Origin of the sequence: Escherichia sp. MOD1-EC6819, assembly GCF_002965765.1 — a bacterium.
Classification (GTDB): domain Bacteria; phylum Pseudomonadota; class Gammaproteobacteria; order Enterobacterales; family Enterobacteriaceae; genus Escherichia; species Escherichia ruysiae.
The window spans coordinates 44,863-65,557 of the sequence record NZ_PTRG01000003.1 but is presented as its reverse complement, the minus strand read 5'-3'; the positions used below and the strand labels follow the sequence as shown (position 1 = coordinate 65,557).

Annotated in this window: 15 protein-coding genes; 10 read left to right on the top strand and 5 right to left on the bottom strand. The window is 53.0% G+C overall.

Features of this window, described 5'->3' with window-relative positions:
• Window positions 1-19 precede the first annotated feature (19 nt).
• From gluQRS to thpR, 4 genes are all read right to left on the bottom strand, one after another.
• Complete coding sequence (gene gluQRS / locus A7Z06_RS04190; RefSeq protein WP_176252789.1) at window positions 20-916, bottom strand: tRNA glutamyl-Q(34) synthetase GluQRS; 897 nt, start codon at window positions 914-916, stop codon at window positions 20-22.
• 66 nt (window positions 917-982) lie between these two features.
• Entirely contained in the window at window positions 983-1,438 is a 456-nt protein-coding gene (dksA, locus tag A7Z06_RS04185; protein WP_001155227.1) for an RNA polymerase-binding protein DksA, read from the bottom strand.
• Between the two features lie 177 nt (window positions 1,439-1,615).
• Window positions 1,616-2,320 carry a DNA/RNA nuclease SfsA gene (gene sfsA, locus A7Z06_RS04180; RefSeq protein ID WP_000672746.1) on the bottom strand — a complete coding sequence of 235 codons (705 nt, stop codon included), beginning with the start codon at window positions 2,318-2,320 and terminating at the stop codon, window positions 1,616-1,618.
• 14 nt (window positions 2,321-2,334) lie between these two features.
• A complete protein-coding gene (thpR, locus tag A7Z06_RS04175; protein WP_001294672.1) occupies window positions 2,335-2,865 on the bottom strand; it encodes an RNA 2',3'-cyclic phosphodiesterase in 531 nt (176 codons plus the stop codon).
• Window positions 2,866-2,938: 73 nt separating this feature from the next.
• Between thpR and hrpB the strand changes: the two genes are divergently transcribed.
• The 8 genes from hrpB to fhuB all read left to right on the top strand — a co-directional run bounded on the left by hrpB (window position 2,939) and on the right by fhuB (window position 17,730).
• Window positions 2,939-5,368: an ATP-dependent helicase HrpB gene (gene hrpB / locus A7Z06_RS04170; protein WP_105279350.1), complete on the top strand. Its 2,430-nt coding sequence runs from the start codon at window positions 2,939-2,941 to the stop codon at window positions 5,366-5,368.
• 194 nt (window positions 5,369-5,562) lie between these two features.
• Window positions 5,563-8,067 (top strand): bifunctional glycosyl transferase/transpeptidase, encoded by a 2,505-nt coding sequence (gene mrcB, locus A7Z06_RS04165; protein ID WP_000918200.1) that lies wholly within the window; start codon window positions 5,563-5,565, stop codon window positions 8,065-8,067.
• A 326-nt stretch (window positions 8,068-8,393) separates the two neighbouring features.
• Window positions 8,394-10,550, top strand: coding sequence for a DNA methyltransferase (locus A7Z06_RS04160; protein ID WP_000986363.1), 2,157 nt, complete (start codon window positions 8,394-8,396; stop codon window positions 10,548-10,550).
• On the top strand, window positions 10,550-11,515 hold the full coding sequence (locus A7Z06_RS04155) for a hypothetical protein (protein ID WP_000323819.1): 966 nt from the start codon (window positions 10,550-10,552) through the stop codon (window positions 11,513-11,515). The genes A7Z06_RS04160 and A7Z06_RS04155 overlap by 1 nt, the downstream gene beginning before the upstream one ends.
• Before the next feature lie 254 nt (window positions 11,516-11,769).
• Window positions 11,770-14,013 (top strand): ferrichrome porin FhuA, encoded by a 2,244-nt coding sequence (gene fhuA / locus A7Z06_RS04150; protein ID WP_000135208.1) that lies wholly within the window; start codon window positions 11,770-11,772, stop codon window positions 14,011-14,013.
• A gap of 50 nt (window positions 14,014-14,063) precedes the next feature.
• On the top strand, window positions 14,064-14,861 hold the full coding sequence (fhuC, locus tag A7Z06_RS04145; RefSeq protein WP_010346004.1) for a Fe3+-hydroxamate ABC transporter ATP-binding protein FhuC: 798 nt from the start codon (window positions 14,064-14,066) through the stop codon (window positions 14,859-14,861).
• Complete coding sequence (gene fhuD, locus A7Z06_RS04140) at window positions 14,861-15,751, top strand: Fe(3+)-hydroxamate ABC transporter substrate-binding protein FhuD (RefSeq protein WP_000016200.1); 891 nt, start codon at window positions 14,861-14,863, stop codon at window positions 15,749-15,751. The genes fhuC and fhuD overlap by 1 nt, the downstream gene beginning before the upstream one ends.
• A complete protein-coding gene (gene fhuB, locus A7Z06_RS04135; RefSeq protein ID WP_000044016.1) occupies window positions 15,748-17,730 on the top strand; it encodes a Fe(3+)-hydroxamate ABC transporter permease FhuB in 1,983 nt (660 codons plus the stop codon). The genes fhuD and fhuB overlap by 4 nt, the downstream gene beginning before the upstream one ends.
• A gap of 34 nt (window positions 17,731-17,764) precedes the next feature.
• On the opposite strand, the gene hemL is transcribed toward fhuB, so the two are convergent.
• A complete protein-coding gene (gene hemL / locus A7Z06_RS04130) occupies window positions 17,765-19,045 on the bottom strand; it encodes a glutamate-1-semialdehyde 2,1-aminomutase (RefSeq protein WP_000045244.1) in 1,281 nt (426 codons plus the stop codon).
• Window positions 19,046-19,210: 165 nt separating this feature from the next.
• Between hemL and A7Z06_RS21955 the strand changes: the two genes are divergently transcribed.
• Together A7Z06_RS21955 and clcA are read left to right on the top strand one after the other, a co-directional pair.
• Window positions 19,211-19,273 carry a hypothetical protein gene (locus A7Z06_RS21955; RefSeq protein ID WP_212741837.1) on the top strand — a complete coding sequence of 21 codons (63 nt, stop codon included), beginning with the start codon at window positions 19,211-19,213 and terminating at the stop codon, window positions 19,271-19,273.
• Window positions 19,270-20,691, top strand: a complete 1,422-nt coding sequence (gene clcA / locus A7Z06_RS04125; RefSeq protein ID WP_000846361.1) for a H(+)/Cl(-) exchange transporter ClcA — start codon at window positions 19,270-19,272, stop codon at window positions 20,689-20,691. The genes A7Z06_RS21955 and clcA overlap by 4 nt, the downstream gene beginning before the upstream one ends.
• The last annotated feature ends 4 nt before the right edge of the window (window positions 20,692-20,695 follow it).

The following is a 20,695-nucleotide window of genomic DNA, read 5'->3' as shown; positions in this document are numbered from 1 at the left end:
AATAGCGGCTAATCATAGCTCAGCATGACGCATTTGAGAATGTTGAATTTACAATTGCCGACTCAGGCACGGCGGTAAGCCGCCAGTTTTTGACGGCTGACTGAAGGATTTGCTCGACGCTGAAATCCTGCCAGTGTGTTTCTGTCTGCTGACCCAAAAATTGAAGCGCGGCGATTAACACCGGGCGCGGATCGCCTTTCGGTAACGCAGGCGCATGATTCTGCTTGGAAAGTTTAGCGCCTTGTGCGTTAAGTGCCAGCGGCAAATGAATGTAATCTGGCACTTGCCAGTCAAAAAGCTGGTACAGCGAGATTTGTCGCACCGTCGGTTCGATCAAATCTGCGCCACGGACAATTTCTGTCACGCCCTGGAAGTGATCGTCAACCACCACCGCCAGGTTATAGGCGAACAAACCATCACGGCGATGAATAATAAAATCTTCCCGCGCCAGTTTTTCGTCGGCGTGAATAATACCGCGCAACTGATCGGTAAACTGCGTGACCGGATGCTGCTGGCGGATGCGTACTGCGGCGTTTTCTGAACCATGATGTAATTCACGGCAATGACCGTCGTAAATACCGCCAATGCTGTGAATACGCGCACGCGTACAGGTGCAGTAATAACTTAGCCCTTGCTCACGTAACCAGACGAGTGCTTCACGATAGGCGTCATGACGTTGCGATTGCCAGAGAACATCGCCGTCCCAGTGCAGACCGTAATGTTCCAGCTGGCGCAGGATAGTCACTGCGGCACCGGGAACTTCACGAGGTGGATCGATATCTTCAATACGAACCAGCCAGCGACCTTGCCGGGCGCGTGCCTGTAGATAACTGCCAAGCGCGGCAATCAGAGAGCCAAAATGAAGCTCGCCGGAAGGAGAGGGGGCGAAGCGACCAATATAGTGTGTGTCTGTCATCTCGTTGAACAAAAAATAAGGCGGGAGCATTTCCCGCCTGTGGTAAACGTGATGGAACGGCTGTAATTAGCCAGCCATCTGTTTTTCGCGAATTTCAGCCAGCGTTTTGCAGTCGATGCACAGATCGGCTGTCGGGCGCGCTTCCAGACGACGAATACCAATTTCAACACCGCAGGATTCGCAGTAGCCGAAATCTTCGTCTTCCACTTTTTTCAGCGTCTTCTCGATCTTTTTGATCAGCTTACGCTCGCGATCGCGGTTACGCAGTTCGAGGCTGAACTCTTCTTCCTGGGCTGCACGGTCTACCGGGTCCGGGAAGTTGGCTGCTTCATCCTGCATATGTGTAACGGTGCGATCGACTTCATCCCTGAGTTGATTACGCCATGCTTCCAGAATACGACGGAAGTGCGCCAGCTGGGCTTCATTCATATACTCTTCGCCCGGCTTCTCCTGATATGGTTCCACCCCAGCGATGGCGAGAATACTCAGGGACGATGTTTTACGGTTTTGCCCTTCTTGCATGTTGCTTCTCCTTAACACGCACTATCGATCCCCATGTTCGGGGGAAAAATGAGGCCGCTATAAATAGCAGATGCTTTTCCGGATAGCAATTATCTAAACGTAACACTTGACAACTGTGTGAGGAAAAGCGTATTTGCGCACGCGACCAGAATGTAAATTAACCAGTTACTTACTTTACTACAATGTAACCGGCAGTGATTTTTTAAGAGCCATGCCTTCAGCAGAAAGTTCCGCTTTATAAGCCAGAATTTCCACCCCCTTTTGTTGAGCCTCTGACAATAGTTGCGCGTATTTCTCATCGATGTGGCGCGCGGGTGAAAACCGTGTAATGGCTGAATGCAGCACGGCAAAAAAAATCACTGCACGCTGACCTTCAGCTGCTACGCTCATCAACTCCCGAAGATGTTTCTGACCTCGTTCAGTGACTGCATCGGGAAAGTATCCCTGTTCATTTTCCGCTAACGTAACCGATTTCACTTCAATATAGCAGTCAGGTCGAAACCTCGCCTGTAACATGAAGTCAATACGACTGCGCTCGGCGCCGTATTTTACTTCGCTTTTCAGCGAGCTATAGCCTGACAGTTCCGAAATATCCCCATTGAGGATAGCCTCTTTCGTCAATCTGTTTGCCCAAAGTGTATTGACGCAAATAAATGCACCGCTTTGGCTTTGGGTCAATTCCCAGGTGTGCGGATATTTCCGTTTTGTGTTGTCGGAAGTGGAATACCAGACGGTATCGCCAGGCGTTGCACAACCGGTCATCGCACCAGTATTAGGGCAGTGTAGCGTTAATTCGCGACCATCGGGTGTGATTACATCAGCTAAAAAACGTTTATAACGCTGAACCAGCGTGGCGCGTTGTAGAGGGGGTGAAAATTTCATTGTGACAACCCTTGTTATTGCGTCAGTGTCCAGCGTTTTAGCGGCGTGTAGCGTGTGCGCCCACGGGCAAACGAGGAGGCGTAAAGAGTGAACTCCGTCACCGTATATGACCAGTTAAAACCTGGCGGCGGGATTGTCACCGCCTCGCTGGCGTCGCGCAATAAGGTGATATGCGGATGAAACGGTCGATTGCTTTGAAAACAACCACTGCGGGCGGCCTGCGAACGGAGCATATTTGCTAACTGGATTAAGCCGCGCGGTGGCTGACGCATCCCTAACCACACCACGCGCGAACGCAGCCACTGACCGGCGTCATCAAGCGTCAGAGTGAATCCCGGTTGACGAATCCGTCCGGCTAAAAGAGAAAGCGCCTTCTCTTTCTCTGCGCTCACTTCGCCTAAAAACGCCAGCGTCAGATGCAAATTTTCGGCGGCAACCGGACGCCCGGCTTCAGGCGGAAATTGTGCGGCGCGCCAGTGGATAATCTGCTCGCGAATTTCTGCGGGTAAGTCGATGGCAAAGAACAGCCGTTGCGGTTCAGACATGTGAGGTACTCGGTTATGAATTATCGCGATGCTACAATGTGGCGCGAAGAATGTTAACCCTCAGGAGCGTTTTGTGTCGTCGTTGCCCGTTGCTGCCGTCTTACCTGAATTACTTGCTGCTCTCGATACCGCACCGCAGGTTTTATTAAGCGCGCCGACCGGAGCCGGGAAATCGACCTGGTTGCCGCTGCAACTGCTGGCGCATCCAGGCATTAACGGAAAAATTATCCTGCTGGAGCCACGGCGTCTGGCGGCACGTAACGTTGCGCAACGACTGGCGGAGCTGCTTAACGAAAAGCCTGGTGACACGGTTGGCTACCGGATGCGTGCGCAAAACTGCGTGGGGCCGAATACCCGACTGGAAGTGGTTACGGAAGGCGTGCTGACGCGCATGATCCAACGCGACCCAGAGCTGAGCGGCGTCGGTATGGTGATCCTCGATGAATTTCACGAGCGTAGCTTGCAGGCGGATTTGGCGCTGGCACTATTGCTGGACGTGCAACAAGGGCTGCGCGATGACTTAAAACTGCTCATTATGTCGGCCACGCTGGATAACGATCGTTTGCAACAAATGCTGCCGCAAGCGCCGGTTATTGTTTCCAAAGGACGTTCGTATCCAGTAGAACGTCGCTATTTGCCGCTGTCCACACATCAACGCTTTGACGAGGCTGTCGCGGTTGCTACCGCCGAATTGCTGCGTCAGGAAAGTGGATCATTACTGTTATTTTTACCTGGCGTCGGAGAAATTCAGCGAGTGCAGGAACAACTGGCTTCGCGCATCGGCAGTGATGTGTTGCTCTGCCCGCTGTATGGCGCGTTGTCGCTGAACGATCAGCGAAAAGCGATCCTTCCGGCACCGCAAGGAATGCGTAAAGTGGTGCTGGCAACCAATATCGCTGAAACCAGTTTAACCATCGAAGGTATTCGCCTGGTGGTGGATTGTGCCCAGGAGCGTGTAGCGCGCTTTGATCCGCGCACGGGGCTTACGCGATTGATTACTCAACGCGTTAGTCAGGCATCAATGACGCAACGCGCCGGGCGTGCCGGGCGTCTGGAACCGGGTATCTGTCTGCATTTAATCGCCAAAGAACAAGCAGAACGCGCTGCCGCGCAAAGTGAACCGGAGATCTTACAAAGCGATCTCTCCGGCTTGCTGATGGAATTACTGCAATGGGGATGCAGCGATCCGGCGCAGATGAGTTGGCTTGATCAACCGCCAGCGGTGAATCTACAGGCCGCGAAACGCCTGTTAGGGATGCTGGGGGCACTGGACGGCGAACGGCTTAGTGCGCAAGGGCAAAAAATGGCGACACTGGGTAACGATCCACGTTTAGCGGCAATGCTGGTGAGCGCGAAGAGCGACGACGAAGCCGCAACCGCCGCAAAAATTGCTGCCATTCTCGAAGAGCCGCCACGGATGGGGAATAGCGATCTGGGTGTGGCGTTTTCGCGCAATCAACCGGCCTGGCAGCAACGCAGTCAACAGCTATTAAAACGCTTAAATGTGCGTGGCGGCGAGGCAGACAGTTCGCTTATCGCGCCGTTACTTGCTGAGGCGTTTGCCGATCGCATTGCTCGTCGTCGTGGGCAAGAAGGGCGCTATCAGCTGGCGAACGGCATGGGAGCGATGCTGGACACCGATGATGCCTTAAGCCGCCATGAATGGCTGGTCGCTCCGTTATTATTGCAGGGCAGCGCCTCGCCGGATGCGCGAATTTTACTGGCGCTACCGGTCGATATCGATGAGTTAATACAGCGTTGTCCGCAGCTATTACGGCAGTCTGATACCGTTGAATGGGACGATGTGCAAGGCACACTAAAAGCCTGGCGTCGGTTGCAGATTGGTCAGCTCACAGTAAAAGTACAGCCGCTGGCGAAACCGTCGGAAGATGAATTACATCATGCAATGCTCAACGGTATTCGCGATAAAGGTCTCAGTGTACTTAACTGGACACCGGAAGCGGAACAGCTACGTTTGCGTTTGCTGTGTGCTGCGAAGTGGCTACCGGAATATGACTGGCCAGCGGTTGATGAGGCAAATTTGCTGGCGACGCTGGAAGCGTGGTTGTTGCCACATATGAGCGGTGTACATTCACTGCGTGGCCTGAAATCACTCGATATTTACCAGGCGCTGCGCGGATTACTTGATTGGGGAATGCAGCAACGGCTGGATAGTGAACTTCCTGCGCATTACACTGTGCCGACGGGAAGCCGGATCGCCATTCGTTATCATGAAGATAACCCTCCTGCGCTGGCGGTGAGAATGCAGGAGATGTTTGGCGAGGCCACCAATCCGACGATTGCCCAGGGGCGCGTGCCGCTGGTGCTGGAGTTGCTTTCACCCGCCCAAAGGCCGCTGCAAATCACGCGTGATTTAAGCGCCTTCTGGCAGGGGGCGTATCGCGAAGTGCAAAAAGAGATGAAAGGGCGTTATCCCAAACATGTCTGGCCGGACGACCCCGCCAACACCGCGCCGACGCGCCGGACGAAAAAGTATTCGTAAAACGGGTATGGGCAGTCCCCTCGCCCCTATGGGGAGAGGGATAGGGTGAGGGGTAATGTGCGCGCTGATGCCCTCACCCCGGCCCTCTCCCACAGGGAGAGGGAGAAAAGCAATTTTGAGAGATATCTTCTTCTGTCTTGCAACGGAAGAACAGAAAATCGGGCTTTTGCGCCTGAATATTGCGGAGAAAAAGTATGGCCGGGAATGACCGCGAGCCAATTGGACGCAAAGGGAAACCGACGCGTCCTGTCAAACAAAAGGTAAGCCGTCGTCGTTACGAAGATGACGATGATTATGATGACTATGAGGATGAAGAACCGATGCCGCGCAAAGGTAAGGGCAAAGGGCGTAAGCCTCGTGGTAAACGCGGCTGGCTCTGGCTGCTACTGAAACTGGGCATCGTATTTGCGGTGTTAATCGCCGTTTACGGGGTTTATCTCGATCAAAAAATTCGCAGCCGTATTGATGGCAAGGTCTGGCAATTGCCAGCGGCAGTTTATGGTCGGATGGTAAACCTTGAGCCAGACATGACTATCAGCAAGAACGAGATGGTGAAACTGTTAGAGGCGACCCAATATCGTCAGGTGTCGAAGATGACCCGTCCTGGCGAATTTACCGTGCAGGCTAACAGCATTGAGATGATCCGCCGTCCGTTTGATTTCCCGGATAGTAAAGAAGGGCAGGTGCGTGCGCGCCTGACCTTTGATGGCGATCATCTGGCGACCATCGTCAATATGGAGAACAACCGTCAGTTCGGCTTCTTCCGTCTTGATCCGCGCCTGATCACCATGATCTCCTCGCCAAACGGTGAGCAGCGTCTGTTTGTGCCGCGCAGTGGATTCCCGGATCTGCTGGTGGATACCTTGCTGGCGACGGAAGACCGTCATTTCTACGAGCATGATGGGATCAGCCTCTACTCAATTGGGCGTGCGGTGCTGGCAAACCTGACCGCCGGTCGCACGGTGCAGGGGGCGAGTACGCTGACGCAACAGTTGGTGAAAAACTTGTTCCTTTCCAGTGAGCGTTCTTACTGGCGTAAAGCGAACGAAGCTTATATGGCGCTGATCATGGATGCGCGTTACAGCAAAGACCGCATTCTTGAGCTGTATATGAACGAGGTGTATCTCGGTCAGAGCGGTGACAACGAAATCCGTGGTTTCCCGCTGGCGAGCCTGTACTACTTTGGTCGTCCGGTGGAAGAGTTGAGCCTTGACCAGCAGGCGCTGTTAGTCGGTATGGTGAAAGGCGCGTCAATTTACAACCCGTGGCGTAACCCAAAACTGGCACTGGAGCGACGTAATCTGGTGCTGCGATTGCTGCAACAACAGCAGATTATTGATCAAGAACTCTACGACATGTTGAGCGCGCGTCCGCTGGGCGTTCAGCCGCGCGGTGGGGTAATCTCTCCACAGCCTGCTTTTATGCAACTGGTACGTCAGGAGCTGCAGGCGAAACTGGGCGATAAAGTGAAAGATCTCTCCGGCGTGAAGATCTTCACTACCTTTGACTCGGTGGCTCAGGACGCCGCAGAAAAAGCCGCCGTGGAAGGTATTCCGGCACTGAAGAAACAGCGTAAGTTGAGCGATCTGGAAACGGCGATCGTGGTTGTTGACCGCTTTAGCGGTGAGGTTCGTGCCATGGTCGGTGGTTCGGAACCGCAGTTTGCGGGTTATAACCGTGCGATGCAGGCGCGTCGTTCGATTGGTTCACTGGCAAAACCAGCGACTTATCTGACGGCCTTAAGCCAGCCGAAAATCTATCGTCTGAACACGTGGATTGCCGACGCCCCCATCGCGCTGCGCCAGCCGAACGGTCAGGTCTGGTCACCGCAGAACGATGATCGTCGCTATAGCGAAAGCGGCAGAGTGATGCTGGTGGATGCGTTGACCCGTTCTATGAACGTGCCAACGGTAAATCTGGGGATGGCGCTGGGGCTGCCTGCGGTTACGGACACCTGGATTAAGCTGGGCGTGCCGAAAGATCAGCTGAATCCGGTTCCGGCTATGTTACTGGGGGCGTTGAACTTAACGCCAATCGAAGTGGCGCAGGCATTCCAGACTATCGCCAGCGGAGGTAACCGCGCACCGCTTTCTGCACTGCGTTCAGTGATTGCTGAAGATGGTAAAGTGCTCTATCAGAGTTTCCCGCAGGCGGAACGCGCTGTTCCGGCGCAGGCGGCGTATCTGACATTGTGGACCATGCAGCAGGTTGTACAACGCGGTACGGGTCGTCAGCTTGGGGCGAAATATCCAAATCTGCATCTGGCAGGGAAAACAGGGACTACCAACAACAACGTTGATACCTGGTTTGCGGGCATTGACGGCAGCACGGTGACCATCACCTGGGTTGGCCGCGATAACAACCAGCCAACTAAACTGTATGGCGCCAGTGGGGCGATGTCGATTTACCAGCGTTATCTGGCGAACCAGACGCCAACGCCGCTGAATCTTGTACCGCCGGAAGATATTGTGGATATGGGCGTGGACTACGACGGTAACTTTGTTTGCAGCGGTGGTATGAGAACCTTGCCAGTATGGACCAGCGATCCTGATTCGTTGTGCCAGCAAAGCGAGATTCAACAGCAGCCGTCGGGCAATCCGTTTGATCAGTCTTCTCAGCCGCAGCAGCCTGCGCAACAGGAGCAGAAAGACAGCGACGGCGTAGCAGGCTGGATCAAGGACATGTTTGGCAGTAATTAACGTTCTCAGGCAGTAATGCGTTGATACTAATGGCAGGTTCTCTGTTGATACAGGGAACCTGCTAAATTTAGTGGGATGCAAATATCAGAAGAAATTGACCTGTTTAATATTCAACGCAATGAATTTAAATATTTTTTGCGTGAAACATTCTTCCTTTGATGCCAACAGACATCCTCTCAGAATAGTCGATGAAAGCGTATCGACACAGCCTTTGCCGGACTTAATGAGAAAGCGAATCAAAAAGGTAAATAGTGAATGACTATAGCAGTGCACGCTAATGAGGTATCTCTCAACGTTGTTATTGGTATTAATGAGGGGGGCAAAAGATGATGCGCTCTGGTCAGCAAGTATCACATCCTGAGAATTACTATCAGGCATTATTGCAGGAAATTATGGCATTAAGTGGCCTGGATCCGAAAGGCGTGGCGCAGTATCTCGGCACTTCTTACATTTCAGTTGCTCGCTGGATTCGCGGGGATATTGAACCCAGTGCCGATACGATAAAAGAATTGCATGAGCTACTTGCGAAGCTCAATGCGGGTCTGGCGATCGATCTTGCGAATCTGAATACGACACGAACATTCGCCTCTCGTGGGATACGTAAAAAAACGACAGCCGACAAATATGAAGGCACGATTGTGCTGCGCGATGAGCCGGGGCTGCCTCTGCTCTCCCGACTTAAAAAAGGAGAACTTTGGGGCAATGGTGAATACCTGTTGGCTGAAATTCTTTCATCACATTCTGAAGCTGCGCAGACCGTGAAAGAGGCTGTGGCGGAGGGCGTTTCAGCAGGAAAGAATACGTATACTTATGACGCGCATACATATCACACCAAAGTTCCGCCTCAAGGGATTGCCCAGGTGCTGCAAAAATATTTGCCCGAAGGCGGACTGGTGCTTGATCCCTTTGCGGGAAGCGGTATGACAGGGGTCGCGGCACTGACGACCGGTCATGATGTCATTCTCAATGAACTGTCACCTGCAGCCAGTTTTATCGCTAATCGATTTACATCGCAATGCGATCCCGCTGCGCTCGCGGCGGCGGTAAAAGTAGTTACTGAGAGTCTGGAGGATCTGCGTAAAACCCTTTACACAACGCAATGCCGCACCTGTGGAAAAGAGGCGGAGTTGCTCTTTACTGTCTGGTCATACAAAGTCATTTGCAGTGAGTGTAGTAAGGAGTTTGTGCTTTGGGACGAATGCCGTAGCTACGGTAACACTGTGCGCGAACATAAATTTTTGCGCGAGTTCCCGTGCCCTCATTGCCATCATCAGGTCAAAAAATCGCGCCTTGCCCGAACGACGCCAGTGCCGGTTCTCGTGGGGTATAAATGCTGCGGTAAAGCTCAGTCCGAGGTGCCGCCTGTGGAGGCCGATCTCAAGCTCATTGCCGCAATTGACGCAGGCAAATATCTTGCTGAGGGGTTCATCCCGGATTTCGATCTACCAGATGGAGTGAATCTGGCACAGCCCAAGCGTCATGGCCTGACTAACATAAAGCATTTTTATACTGCCAGAAATCTGGCGGCGATGAGCCAGTTGTGGAAAGCGATTCATCGCGTTGAAGATACCAATATTGCCGCATTTCTCGGCTTTGTTTTCACTTCGCTCTATCAGCGTGTGACCCGGCTTTCTGAGTACCGTTTTTGGGGCGGCAGCGGTAATACGGCAAATTTTAATGTCCCGTATATTTTCAATGAAGCGAATATCTTTTTGACCTTCGAACGCAAGGCCAGATCAATTATTGATCACCTTGAAACCACGGCTAAAGCCTACGTTGGTCGTTGTCAGGTTAAAACGGGTTCTGCGACCGATCTTTCGTTTCTGCCGGATAATAGTGTTGATCTGATTTTCACCGATCCGCCGTTTGGAGCCAACATTAACTATAGCGAAATGAATATGTTGTGGGAGTCCTGGTTAATGTCCTATACGGATGCCACGGATGAAGCCATAGTTAATCGCGTACAAAAAAAGGATGCCAACAGATATCAGGAATTAATGACGCAGAGTCTGGCTGAAAGTTATCGTGTGCTAAGACCAGGACACTGGATGGTGTTGGTATTTATGAACTCTTCGGAGGACATCTGGAATCGTCTGCGTAATGCAGTGCTGGATGCTGGTTTTACCATTGAAAGGATCGATATTTTCGACAAGCAGCATGGTACGTTTAAGCAATTTGTTAGCGATAACACCGCAGGTGCTGATCTCATGCTGCATTGTCGTAAAGTTGAAAATGGCAACAAGCAGGAAGTGTCAACGGCGGAGGCGAAAACCATTTCAGTTAAGGAATTCCTGAGCCAGCGAAATGGTACGATCCCCGTGCTTCCTTATCTGCACGTTAAACGTGAGGCTGATATTGATTATCGCACTCTCTACAGCGAATATCTGGCTGAAAGTCTTTTACTGCATGGGAAAATGTTGGACTTCGCGACCTTCAGGTCTCAGGCAATTGCTCTTTTGGAAGGTAATAAGGATCCGTTGTAATGGCATACTTACAAGCATTTACTGATACTGAAAAGGTATTTGCTAAACGGTGGTTGGCAACTCAGGTTGCCGCCATGATGGGCAGAAAGCTGGAGGAAGGTGACTGGAGTCGCGTTTACTGCCTGGCAAAAAATATTCCTGATGGTGGCTGGAGCAATTTACATATTGATGTCAATTATCAGGGATTGGGGCTGGAGATGAAACTCTTGCGCATAGCAGGCCTGCGTGACAGACCGATCAAGTCAGTCTGCGGCACTACGCTTATGCACCCGGCTGCAACGCGTTCGATCCGTATTGATGATACCACTCGTGATGCTAACGACGTGATGCATGACGTCTTCCAGCAATACGCAGAGCTTATAGAACGTCGAACGCAAACGGTAAGAGATGCCGCACCTCATAAGACCCCTGATATGCGTACAGGCTGGCTACTATGGGAGGATAGTCTGACGGAATTCCTCTATTTTGAAGAGCGGATGATCCCGCCAAATCCGGAGCAGTACACAGCGGTATGGAATGTTACTCCAGCTAAAGGGGCACGTAAGGCCAGCAAAAGTTTGTGGATATATGACCGGGATACAAAGCAGAAACGCTATTCCGTGACGACCAGTGCGGGTATCAAGATCCAGCCATATTTTGACGTGCCGCTGCCGTCAGACGAGAATCTTTGCTATTTTCGTGTGCAGAGTGAACCGGTGAATGAAGAGATCGTCCGCATGTGGGTTTCTGCCTCCACCGCTCAGGCACTAAAAAGCCGTCTGGGTTCGCTCGACACTGCCACCATGAATGAAGCAATTTTCCGTGCCATTGAACAGAGTGAGAACAACACTCAGGCGCCGGAAGTTGATGAAGGACTGGCGGTTTCTATAGATATCAGTAAACAAGCGCACGTTCAGCTTGCGGAAGCCTGGGAGACCGTGAGCGATGAGCATCGCGCGCAGCTTCTTCTGAAAGCGTTATCCTGACGCGGCTTGTATAGACTGGGGAATAAATCACTACGCCTTGTGGAATGAATGAACACAGGGCGTAGATAAGTCAATATCAGTAACATCCCGCCTAAACAATTAACCCTTTCTTTTCATCTGATTGTTTATTGACCCTTCAGGGGCGCGCATATTGCGTACCGCTTGCGAACCCGTCAGCCTTTCGAATATTATCTTATCTTTATAATAATCATTCTCGTTTACGTTATCATTCACTTTACATCAGAGATATACCAATGGCGCGTTACAAAACTGCTCAGCCAAAACACTCGCTGCGTAAAATCGCAGTTGTAGTAGCCACAGCGGTTAGCGGCATGTCTGTTTATGCACAGGCAGCGGTTGAACCGAAAGAAGACACTATCACCGTTACCGCTGCACCTGCGCCGCAAGAAAGCGCATGGGGGCCGGCTGCAACTATTGCGGCGCGACAGTCCGCTACCGGCACCAAAACAGATACGCCGATTCAAAAAGTGCCACAGTCTATTTCTGTTGTGACCGCCGAAGAGATGGCGCTGCATCAGCCTAAGTCAGTAAAAGAGGCGCTCAGCTACACGCCAGGTGTCTCTGTTGGTACGCGTGGCGCATCCAACACCTATGACCACCTGATCATTCGCGGTTTTGCGGCAGAAGGCCAAAGCCAGAATAACTATCTGAATGGCCTGAAGTTGCAGGGCAACTTCTATAACGATGCGGTCATTGACCCGTATATGCTGGAACGCGCTGAAATTATGCGTGGCCCGGTTTCCGTGCTTTACGGTAAAAGCAGCCCTGGCGGCCTGTTGAACATGGTCAGCAAGCGTCCGACTACCGAACCGCTGAAAGAAGTTCAATTTAAAGCCGGTACTGACAGCCTGTTCCAGACTGGTTTTGACTTTAGCGATGCACTGGATGATGACGGCGTTTACTCTTATCGCCTGACCGGTCTTGCGCGTTCTGCCAATGCTCAGCAGAAAGGGTCAGAAGAGCAGCGTTATGCTATTGCACCGGCGTTCACCTGGCGTCCGGACGATAAAACCAATTTCACCTTCCTTTCTTACTTCCAGAACGAGCCGGAAACCGGTTATTACGGCTGGTTGCCGAAAGAGGGAACCGTTGAGCCGCTGCCGAATGGTAAGCGTCTGCCGACGGACTTTAACGAAGGGGCGAAGAACAACACCTATTCTCGTAATGAGAAGATGGTGGGCTACAGCTTCGACCACGAATTTAACGATACCTTTACCGTGCGTCAGAACCTGCGCTTTGCGGAAAACAAAACCTCGCAAAACAGCGTTTATGGTTACGGTGTCTGCTCCGATCCGGCGAATGCTTACAGCCAACAATGTGCGGCATTAGCGCCAGCGGACAAAGGCCATTATCTGGCGCGTAAATATGTCGTTGATGATGAGAAGCTGCAAAACTTCTCTGTTGATACCCAGCTGCAGAGCAAATTTGCCACTGGCGATATTGACCACACCCTGCTGACGGGTGTTGATTTCATGCGTATGCGTAACGACATCAACGCCTGGTTTGGTTACGACGACTCCGTACCGCTGCTCGATCTGTACAATCCGGTGAATACCGATTTCGATTTCAATGCGAAAGATCCGGCAAACTCCGGCCCTTACCGCATTCTGAATAAGCAGAAGCAAACGGGTATTTACGTTCAGGATCAGGCGCAGTGGGATAAAGTGCTGGTCACCCTGGGCGGTCGTTATGACTGGGCGGATCAAGAATCTCTTAACCGCGTTGCCGGGACGACCGATAAACGTGATGACAAACAGTTTACCTGGCGTGGTGGTGTTAACTACCTGTTTGATAATGGCGTAACACCTTACTTCAGTTATAGCGAATCGTTTGAACCTTCTTCCCAGGTCGGAAAGGATGGTAATATTTTCGCACCGTCTAAAGGTAAGCAGTATGAAGTCGGCGTGAAATATGTACCGGAAGATCGCCCAATTGTGGTGACGGGTGCACTGTATAATCTCACCAAAACCAATAACCTGATGGCGGACCCTGAGGGTTCCTTCTTCTCGGTTGAAGGTGGCGAGATCCGCGCACGTGGCGTAGAAATCGAAGCAAAAGCGGCATTGTCGGCGAGTGTTAACGTGGTGGGTTCTTATACCTACACCGATGCGGAATACACCACCGATACTACCTACAAAGGCAATACGCCTGCGCAGGTGCCAAAACACATGGCTTCTCTGTGGGCTGACTACACCTTCTTTGACGGCCCACTTTCAGGTCTGACACTGGGCACCGGTGGTCGTTATACAGGCTCCAGCTATGGTGATCCGGCTAACTCCTTTAAAGTGGGAAGTTATACGGTCGTGGATGCGTTAGTGCGTTATGATCTGGCGCGAGTCGGTATGGCTGGCTCCAACGTGGCGCTGCATGTTAACAACCTGTTCGATCGTGAATACGTCGCCAGCTGCTTTAACACTTATGGCTGCTTCTGGGGCGCAGAACGTCAGGTCGTTGCAACCGCAACCTTCCGTTTCTAATTTCTCTTTTGGGGCACGGATTTCCGTGCCCGTTTCACAAGTTGGCTGTTATGCAGGAATACACGAATCATTCCGATACCACTTTTGCACTGCGTAATATCTCCTTTCGTGTGCCTGGGCGCACGCTTTTGCATCCGCTGTCGTTAACCTTTCCTGCCGGGAAAGTGACCGGTCTGATTGGTCACAACGGTTCCGGTAAATCCACGTTACTGAAAATGCTCGGTCGTCATCAGCCGCCATCGGAAGGTGAGATTCTTCTTGATGCCCAGCCGCTGGAAAGCTGGAGCAGCAAAGCGTTCGCCCGCAAAGTGGCTTATTTGCCGCAGCAGCTTCCTCCGGCAGAAGGGATGACGGTGCGTGAACTGGTGGCGATTGGTCGTTACCCGTGGCATGGCGCGCTGGGGCGCTTTGGCGCGGCAGATCGCGAAAAGGTCGAGGAAGCTATCTCGCTGGTTGGCTTAAAACCGCTGGCGCAGCGGCTGGTCGATAGTCTCTCTGGCGGCGAGCGTCAGCGGGCGTGGATCGCCATGCTGGTGGCGCAGGATAGCCGTTGTCTGTTGCTGGACGAACCGACCTCGGCGCTGGATATCGCCCACCAGGTTGATGTGCTGGCGCTGGTGCATCGTTTAAGTCAGGAGCGTGGCCTGACGGTCATTGCCGTGCTGCACGATATCAATATGGCTGCGCGTTACTGTGATTATCTGGTCGCCCTGCGCGGCGGTGAAATGATTGCTCAGGGAACGCCTGCGGAAATTATGCGCGGCGAAACCCTCGAAATGATTTATGGCATCCCGATGGGTATTTTGCCGCATCCGGCGGGTGCTGCACCTGTGAGTTTTGTTTATTGATGAGCGGCTTATCTCTTATTTCGCGCCGCCGACTGTTAACGGCGATGGCGCTTTCTCCGTTGTTATGGCAGATGAATACCGCCCACGCGGCGGCTATTGATCCCAATCGTATTGTGGCGCTGGAGTGGTTGCCGGTGGAATTACTGCTGGCGCTCGGCATCGTGCCTTACGGCGTGGCGGATACCATCAACTATCGACTGTGGGTCAGCGAACCGCCATTGCCGGAGTCGGTGATTGATGTTGGTTTGCGTACAGAACCTAACCTCGAACTGCTGACCGAAATGAAACCATCGTTTATGGTCTGGTCGGCGGGATATGGCCCTTCACCAGAAATGCTGGCACGTATTGCGCCGGGACGCGGATTTAACTTCAGCGACGGCAAACAGCCATTGGCGATGGCGCGTAAATCGCTGACGGAAATGGCAGATTTACTTAACCTGCAAAGCGCAGCGGAAATGCATTTAGCGCAATATGAAGACTTTATCCGCAGCATGAAACCCCGCTTTGTAAAGCGAGGATCGCGTCCGTTACTGCTGACGACGCTTATCGATTCGCGCCATATGTTGGTCTTCGGTCCAAACAGCTTATTCCAGGAAATTCTTGATGAGTACGGCATCCCAAATGCCTGGCAAGGGGAAACCAACTTTTGGGGCAGTACCGCCGTCAGTATCGATCGTCTGGCAGTCTATAAAGACGTTGATGTGCTCTGTTTTGATCACGACAACAGCAAAGACATGGACGCGTTAATGGCGACGCCGCTGTGGCAGGCAATGCCGTTTGTCCGTGCCGGACGCTTTCAGCGCGTACCCGCCGTCTGGTTCTATGGTGCGACGCTCTCGGCAATGCATTTTGTGCGTATTCTGGATAACGCCATCGGAGGTCAAGCGTGAGTAAACGAATTGCGCTTTTCCCGGCGTTATTACTGGCGCTGCTGGTGATTGCCGCTGCGGCGTTGACCTGGATGAACTTCTCGCAGGCGCTGCCGCGTAGCCAGTGGGCGCAGGCTGCCTGGTCGCCGGATATTGACGTCATTGAGCAGATGATTTTTCACTACAGCTTGCTGCCGCGTCTGGCGATTTCACTGCTGGTTGGCGCAGGTCTGGGGCTGGTAGGCGTGCTGTTTCAGCAAGTGCTGCGTAACCCGCTGGCGGAACCGACCACGCTGGGCGTCGCAACGGGCGCGCAACTGGGAATTACCGTCACCACGCTCTGGGCGATCCCCGGCGCGATGGCGAGCCAGTTTGCCGCGTTGGCAGGGGCTTGTGTCGTTGGCTTAATTGTCTTTGGCGTCGCGTGGGGCAAGCGCCTTTCGCCGGTAACGCTGATCCTCGCGGGTCTGGTGGTGAGCCTTTATTGCGGGGCAATCAATCAGTTACTGGTTATCTTCCATCACGACCAGCTACAAAGCATGTTCCTGTGGAGCACCGGAACGCTGACACAAACCGACTGGAGCGGCGTTGAGCGTTTATGGCCGCAGCTGCTGGGCGGCGTGATGCTGACGTTGCTGCTACTTCGTCCATTAACCCTGATGGGGCTTGATGATGGCGTGGCGCGCAATCTGGGCCTGGCCTTGTCGCTGGCGCGTCTGGCGGCGCTGTCGCTGGCGATTGTCATCAGTGCTCTGCTGGTGAATGCGGTAGGGATTATCGGCTTTATCGGGTTGTTCGCACCACTGCTGGCGAAAATGCTGGGGGCGCGGCGTTTGCTGCCACGGTTGATGCTGGCGTCGCTGATTGGTGCGCTGATCCTCTGGCTTTCCGATCAAATCATCCTCTGGCTGACTCGCGTGTGGATGGAGGTTTCCACCGGTTCGGTCACTGCGCTCATCGGTGCGCCGCTGCTGTTGTGGCTGCTGCCGCGTTTACGCAGCATTAGCGCGCCAGATATGAAGGTGAACGATCGTGTCGCGACTGAACGCCAACATGTGCTGGCGTTTGCCCTCGCTGGCGGCGTGCTGCTGTTGATTGCTGTGGTTGTGGCGTTGTCGTTTGGTCGTGATGCGCACGGCTGGACGTGGGCGAGCGGGGCGCTGCTTGATGATTTAATGCCCTGGCGCTGGCCACGAATTATGGCAGCACTGTTTGCGGGCGTCATGCTGGCGGTGGCGGGCTGCATTATTCAGCGGTTGACCGGAAACCCGATGGCAAGCCCGGAAGTGCTGGGGATTAGCTCCGGTGCGGCGTTTGGCGTAGTGTTGATGCTGTTTCTGGTGCCGGGCAATGCCTTTGGCTGGCTGTTGCCTGCGGGAAGTCTTGGCGCGGCGGTGACCTTGTTAATCATTATGATCGCCGCCGGTCGAGGTGGATTTTCCCCACACCGGATGCTGCTTGCGGGGATGGCGTTAAGCACCGCGTTCACCATGCTTTTGATGATGTTGCAGGCGAGTGGTGACCCGCGAATGGCGCAAGTGCTGACCTGGATTTCCGGTTCGACCTACAACGCGACCGATGCACAGGTCTGGCGCACAGGAATTGTGATGGTGATTTTGCTGGCGATTACCCCGCTGTGCCGCCGCTGGCTGACCATTTTGCCGCTGGGTGGCGATACCGCACGAGCTGTGGGAATGGCGCTGACGCCGACGCGAATTGCGTTGCTGCTGTTAGCGGCTTGCCTGACAGCGACCGCGACGATGACTATTGGACCGTTGAGTTTTGTTGGTCTGATGGCACCGCATATTGCGCGGATGATGGGCTTTCGACGGACGATGCCACATATCGTAATTTCGGCGCTGGTGGGTGGTTTACTGCTGGTGTTCGCTGACTGGTGTGGGCGGATGGTGCTGTTTCCGTTCCAGATCCCAGCGGGGTTGCTATCGACGTTTATTGGCGCGCCGTACTTTATCTATTTGTTGAGAAAGCAGAGCCGTTAATTGAATGCCTCGCCCGGTGGGCGAGGCAAAATCATCACAACTTCGCAAACACCCGACGCGCAGCATCGATGGTGTTGTTGATATCTTCCATGCTGTGCGCCACAGACATAAAACCCGCTTCAAACGCTGACGGTGCCAGATATACACCTTCATCCAGCATCATATGGAAGAAACGCTTAAAGCGTTCCACGTCACAGGCCATCACGTCCTGGTAGCACGTCACGGACTCGGCGTCGGTAAAGAAAATACCGAACATGCCGCCAACATGGTTAACGACCAGCGGAATTCCCGCTTCTTCTGCCGCTTCCAGCAGACCTTCTGCCAGACGCGTGGTTAACTCATTCAGCGTTTCGTGAATGCCCGGCTGCGCGACTTCATTCAGACAGGCAAAACCTGCTGCCATCGCAATTGGGTTACCGGAAAGCGTACCAGCCTGATAGACCGGGCCGGTCGGAGCCAGTGCATCCATTACATCACGACGACCGCCGAATGCGCCTACTGGCATCCCACCGCCGATGATTTTGCCCAGGCAGGTAAGATCCGGCACCACGCCGTAATAATCCTGTGCGCCTGCCAGCGCCACGCGGAAACCGGTCATAACTTCATCGATGATCAGCAACGCGCCAAACTCGTCACACAGCGCGCGCAGACCCGGCAGGAACTCTGGCAGCGGAGGAACACAGTTCATGTTGCCTGCCACTGGCTCGACGATAATGCAGGCAATCTCTTGCGGATACTGTTCAAACGCGGCGCGTACAGACGCCAGATCGTTATAGGTACAGGTTAAGGTATGTTTGGCGAAATCTGCCGGAACGCCCGGAGAGTTTGGCTGACCTAACGTGAGCGCGCCAGAACCGGCTTTCACCAGCAGGCAGTCAGCGTGGCCGTGGTAACAACCTTCGAATTTAATGATTTTGTCGCGACCGGTAAAACCACGCGCCAGGCGGATGGCGCTCATCGTTGCTTCGGTGCCAGAGTTCACCATGCGCACCATATCCATCGTCGGCACGAGTTCGGTCACCAGCTCCGCCATTTTTACTTCCATTTCGGTCGGCGCACCAAAGCTCAGACCACGTTCAGCGGCTTCAATCACTGCATTGCGGATCGCCGGATGATTATGACCCAGCACCATCGGCCCCCAGGAACCGACATAATCGATATAGGCTTTGCCATCAACGTCGTACAGATAAGCGCCGTCCGCTTTTTCGATAAACAGTGGAGTACCGCCCACGCCGGTAAAGGCGCGAACAGGAGAGTTCACACCGCCAGGGATCAGCTCGCGCGCTGCGCTGTATAGGTTTTCAGACTTACTCATGGAGGGTTCCTGATTCGTAGAAAAAGTGAATGGCTGCTATTCTATGTTATTCATAACAAGTTAAATACTCGTCAAACATCAGGTTGCTTATACTGCTGCAACCTGGATTTCTAAGAGTATAAAAGTTTTGGGTATTTGAAACATTACGCTTTGCAAAGGATTTTCATGGAACGAGCGAGTAAAATGCCGTCATCTTATTTGTATGACCAATATGTGATCATTGGATGAAAACTGAAACTCCTTCTTATGAAATACCGCAGGCCGCGCGTCTGCGACGCAGACAACTGATTCGCCAACTTCTTGAGCGCGACAAAACCCCGTTAGCCATTTTGTTTATGGCGGCGGTCGTCGGCACCCTTGTCGGGCTGGCTGCAGTTGCTTTTGACAAAGGCGTCGCCTGGTTGCAAAACCAACGTATGGGGGCGCTGGTACATACTGCTGATAATTACCCACTTCTGTTAACCGTCGCTTTTCTTTGTTCGGCGGTGCTGGCAATGTTCGGCTACTTTCTGGTGCGTAAATACGCGCCAGAAGCAGGTGGTTCAGGGATTCCGGAAATTGAAGGGGCGCTGGAAGATCAACGTCCCGTTCGCTGGTGGCGTGTTTTGCCGGTGAAATTCTTTGGCGGGTTGGGGACACTCGGTGGTGGTATGGTTCTGGGGCGTGAAGGACCAACCGTGCAGATCGGCGGTAACATTGGCCGTATGGTGCTTGATATTTTCCGCATGAAAGGTGATGAAGCTCGCCACACGTTGCTGGCAACCGGTGCAGCGGCGGGGCTGGCGGCGGCCTTTAACGCGCCGCTCGCGGGTATTCTATTTATTATCGAAGAGATGCGTCCGCAGTTTCGCTATACGTTAATTTCGATTAAAGCGGTATTTATTGGCGTCATTATGTCGACCATTATGTATCGGATTTTTAATCATGAAGTTGCGCTGATTGACGTCGGTAAACTTTCTGACGCGCCGCTCAATACCCTGTGGCTTTATCTGATCCTCGGCATTATTTTTGGTATCTTCGGCCCTGTTTTTAATAAATGGGTTCTGGGGATGCAGGATTTGCTGCACCGTGTGCACGGCGGCAATATCACTAAATGGGTGTTGATGGGCGGTGCGATTGGCGGTCTGTGCGGGTTGTTGGGTTTCGTTGCACCAGAAACTTCGGGCGGCGGTTTTAACCTGATTCCTATCGCTACGGCGGGGAATTTCAGCATGGGAATGCTGATATTTATTTTTGTCGCGCGAGTGATCACTACGCTGCTCTGCTTCTCTTCTGGCGCGCCGGGCGGTATTTTCGCTCCGATGCTGGCGCTCGGTACGGTTTTGGGAACGGCATTTGGCATGGCTGCCACGGAGATATTTCCGCAATACCACCTTGAAGCAGGGACATTTGCTATAGCTGGAATGGGGGCGTTACTGGCGGCCTCTGTTCGTGCGCCGTTGACCGGGATCATCCTGGTGCTTGAGATGACAGATAACTATCAGCTCATTTTGCCAATGATTATTACCGGTCTTGGCGCAACACTATTAGCACAATTTACTGGTGGAAAACCGTTATACTCGGCGATTCTTGCCCGCACGCTGGCAAAACAGGAAGCGGAGCAGCTGGCGAGAAGCAAGGCCGTGGCTGCCAGCGAGAATACTTGAACGA